The organism is Lactococcus hircilactis (assembly GCF_009601015.1).
GTDB classification, from domain to species: domain Bacteria; phylum Bacillota; class Bacilli; order Lactobacillales; family Streptococcaceae; genus Lactococcus; species Lactococcus hircilactis.
Genome location: NZ_WITJ01000003.1, coordinates 206,911 through 211,067 on the forward strand (window position 1 = coordinate 206,911; position 4,157 = coordinate 211,067).

Sequence of the window (4,157 nt, forward strand, 5' to 3'; positions counted from 1 at the left end):
CTTTTTTGCAGAAACAGAAATGAAGTAAGAGACGATTGAGCAAGCTAGCGTGATGATTCCGCCGAAAATTGTAAGTAAGTTTTGATCCATTTTATTTTTCCTCTTTTTCTTTTTTGTATTTGTCGTAAATTTCGTGAGCATAATGATTCCCACCGAGGGCTACATACTCATCGAAAATACTACTGACGATTTGCAAGCCGTAATCATGGTTGATTGCTTGCGATAATTCAATGCGCTTGATTTCGATTCTCATTAACTTCATAGAATCCTCCTGGGCTCTGTCACGCTGGTCTTGTCGCTTATTGATTTGTCGAAACCCTAGAGCAACAATTCCACTTGATGAGACGATTGCAGGCCAGTAGTTAATGATGTCTCGAATAACGCTTATTACATCTTTTATTACATTTTCCATACCTCCCTTAATTTCTCCTATTCAACATACTTCGCAGATAGTGTCAGAACGTCATCAATGAACGTTTTCAAGTCATCCGCAATTGTTTGCGAATCTTTCAACTTTTGAGCGTCTTGAAATGTAATTGTCAGTGATCCAGAAGTGTTTAGCCCAACACTTACAGAAGATGAAGCAATGATTTCATTGTTTTCGTTCATGAAATTGCGAGACATTGATTCCCCAATTGTTTTTGCTGCCATTTTTTTATTTTTCCTTTCCTAAATTAAGACGGATAAGCGTCTGCTGTGATGTAAGAACGTGTTCCACGGATATAAGCGCCTTGTGGAACATTTGCCATGAAGCGAATAGATCCATCTGGATTGAAATAGATGTAGCCATTAGCATTTATATTGCCAACTACCATGTAATCTACTGAAGCTGGATTAATTGGACAAAATCCAATAGGAAGCTGATTGTTAAAAGTGGGAGTACCTGTGATAGCACTTGTGACTTGTCCTGAAAATGTAACCATGACTTGCGACATCAGTCTGTCAAGCCTTACCCCTAATCCACCGACAGAGAACGAGTAGGATTTAACAATTGTATTCAGCGCAATAATAGGTGCCGAAGAAATCAAGTTAGTACCATCGAAATAGAGTGAACCTGTGCCAGTGTACGGCGTTGCGACATCAAGGTCTCCATTTGCATTAATACTTGCATTATTAGAATTAATGAAGCTAATGCCTGCACCTCCGTAATTTGTACTAACATATCGCCCGCTCGCATTACCGATTGTGCCTGCATTTTTTGTGTCTGCGAAAATGGTTATTCCATTAACATCTTGTCTGATATATCCCCAATCAACTCCAGATGGGCTTTGCAAAGCTATTTTCTGGTTTACATTATTAGCGTCAATCCTAAGATATGCTTTAGCAGGTATTCCAGTTGGTGAATTATTGTAATAAGTGTAGTCAATATACGATTTAATCATGCCCGCTGTTACTGTTCCGAGATTAGCAGTAAGAGCTGATAGTGTTTGAACGTTTAAATTCGCTACATTAATCGCATAAATTCGCCATTGAGCACCGTCGTAGATATATTGAACTTGTGGCGCTATTGTAGTGCTTCCAATCGTAATATTAGAAGTACCAGTGTATTGCCACATCATGCCAGCATACTTATTAGATGGCTCTGTCGCTTGCTGAGTGATACCTGTTGGCTTACCTTGTTGTCCTACTTGCCCATCAACCCCTACATAACCTACTAAATCGGTCTGAGTGCTTGTGCCGTCCGAATAATTAACAATTGTACGTGCCCATCTGAATTGCCCTTGCGGAGTACTTGGAATAGTCGTTGACCATGTCCCTGTTGGCGCTGTTGTTCCACTCGTTGAGTTCTGATATAGTATTTGTTTGGATGTGATGGTTACCGATGTGCCGTCTTTGCCGTTAGTCCCATTAGCTCCAGTATTTCCAGTAGCACCTTGCAATGCTAGAGCGTAGCTGAAAACTTTCGTGAATGATTTTCCGTCGATTGTTAAAGGAACATTTATATTCCCTGTCCTAGAGACCATCGAAGTTGTAACCGTGAAAGTAATTACAGGAGAATTAGTACTGTTGTTCGAAACACTGTAAGACATACCAGTTGGTAATCCTGTAATAGTACCCACAGTTGATGAAATAGCATTTGCTCCTTTGTAAGAAACAACAGTAGTAGTTGTACTACTAGCTATTGCGGATGTGGTACTTCCAGAAAATGTATTTGATTCATTAGTGAGGATGACAGTATATCCATCAGAACCGTTAGTCCCATTAGTACCGTTTGCTCCTGTTGCTCCTGTTGCTCCAGCTAAAGCTAAGGCATAAGTGAATATTTGGTTTTGCGTAACTCCTCCAGCAGTTACTGGAATAGTGATATTTCCTGTATTCGTTGTTAGAGAAGTTGTAACGTTAAATGTTACAGTAGCTTTATTTGAATTGTTATTCGAAATGCTAGCGGTCATTCCTGTTGGCAACCCTGAAATTGTTCCGACACTAACTGAAATGGCTGTTGTTCCTTGTGAAGCAGTTATATCAGTTCTTGCATTCCCAGCTATTGCTGACGTGGTGCTTCCAGCGAAAACACACGCTTCATTTGTCATATTGATAGCAATTGGACTTATTCCATCTTTACCATTAGTTCCGTTAGTCCCGTTAGTTCCATCTACTCCGTCATTCCCTCGTATCAAACTCCAAGTGTAGGCGGATGAATTAGTGCTATCTGCTTGTGTGAAGTCTGTGTACTGACCGATGTAGCTTGGATAGTCAGCAGTGGTCGCTTCTTGCTGTGATGGCATCCATGGCGTTGCAGTTGAGCCAGGTTCCATTTTAAGTCCAAAGTAAGGAATAGTGGTAGATGTGCTTACATTTTCTGTTCTTATGGCAATATTTGAAGCAGTGAAAGAACTTGGAATTGTACCATATCCAATACTATATCCTGTTTGTCCAGCTTTGACTATACTTCCAGCTATTGTTCCGCTATTTGTCCACGCTTGTATTTTTGCGTCATAAGATGAATTTGTTAAGTTAAGAAAAGCCGAAATAGTGACAGTATTGCTTTGGAATTTATTTAAACTTCCATATAGAACAATTGAGTTTTGTCCAGATGGAATGGTTGCATTCTTAGAAACACTCGATGTTCCATCCAACAAATTCAAATTCGGATAAACAGTCGTGAATCTGTCAGTACCATCAGTGCTGTAAGACCATGCTGTGTGAAAATATGGAGTTTTTCCGTCTGCTCCTGCCTTACCTGGTGTTCCTTGCGTTCCATCTGCTCCCTTAACTAATGTCCACGAATAATCACTAGGCGTGGTTGAATCATTAGCATTAAAATCAACATACATCCCGATATAGGTGCGGTTAGAATCAGAAGTTGAAAAGTTAGCTGTACCATCAGCACTATTTGCGTAAGCGATATGTGTGTATTGCGTTTTTCCATCCGCACCGTTTTTACCTGGGATTCCTTGCTGACCGTCTTTACCTTGCAATCCATCAATTCCGTCTTTTCCATTAGCTCCAGTGTCTCCTTTGTCTCCCTTGTCTCCTTTAATTAAGCTCCATGAATACTTGCTAGGGTCTGTGCTGTCGTTAGCGGTAAAGTCCGTGTATTGTCCGATATAGGTCTTACCAACTGAATTAGAAACGTCAAATCCAGCTGTACCAGTTGCGTTCGTAGCATAAGCAATGTGAAGATAGCTTGTTTTTCCGTCAGCTCCTGCTTGTCCAGGTATTCCAGTAGAACCAGGGTCGCCTTTAAGTCCTTGCTTACCATCATTAACATTAGTAATAGTAACTGACCAAGTCCCTACCGTCTTACCGCCAACTGTTGCTTTGAAAGTATAAACTGACTTATCAACAATATCAGTAGCATTAACTGTGATGGCTTGCGTAGTCGCTATAGCAGTTCCGTCTTTAGTCCAAACGTAACTATCCGCTACTGTTTCAGTATCGCTTGAACCTTTGTAAATCCGAGCTGTCAATACTGTTGAACCCGTTCCGTTTTTGAATTGCATTCCGTTTGTCGTCTCAATTAATGAGCGATATGGTGTCGCTTCATCTACTAACTGGCTTACAATAGACTGAATATCAGCGGACGCTTGACTTTTTAACTTTTTGTAGTTTGAAAATACAATCTGGTTATTTTCTGGATTGCTCTCTGATTCGATGATTTCAGACACTCTAGCCGATAGAATTAAACCAACTGTTCCATTAATATCAATATAGTT

Annotated in this window: 2 protein-coding genes and 1 pseudogene; all 3 read right to left on the reverse strand. The window is 40.3% G+C overall.

The features are described 5' to 3' along the window. Positions 1–91: 91 nt before the first annotated feature. Complete coding sequence (locus GHI93_RS13265) at positions 92–412, reverse strand: hypothetical protein (RefSeq protein ID WP_153495486.1); 321 nt, start codon at positions 410–412, stop codon at positions 92–94. 17 nt (positions 413–429) lie between these two features. Next, positions 430–651, reverse strand: coding sequence for a hypothetical protein (locus GHI93_RS03075; RefSeq protein ID WP_153495488.1), 222 nt, complete (start codon positions 649–651; stop codon positions 430–432). 23 nt (positions 652–674) lie between these two features. Next, positions 675–4,157: pseudogene (locus GHI93_RS12800) on the reverse strand (collagen-like protein); the annotation flags it as partial.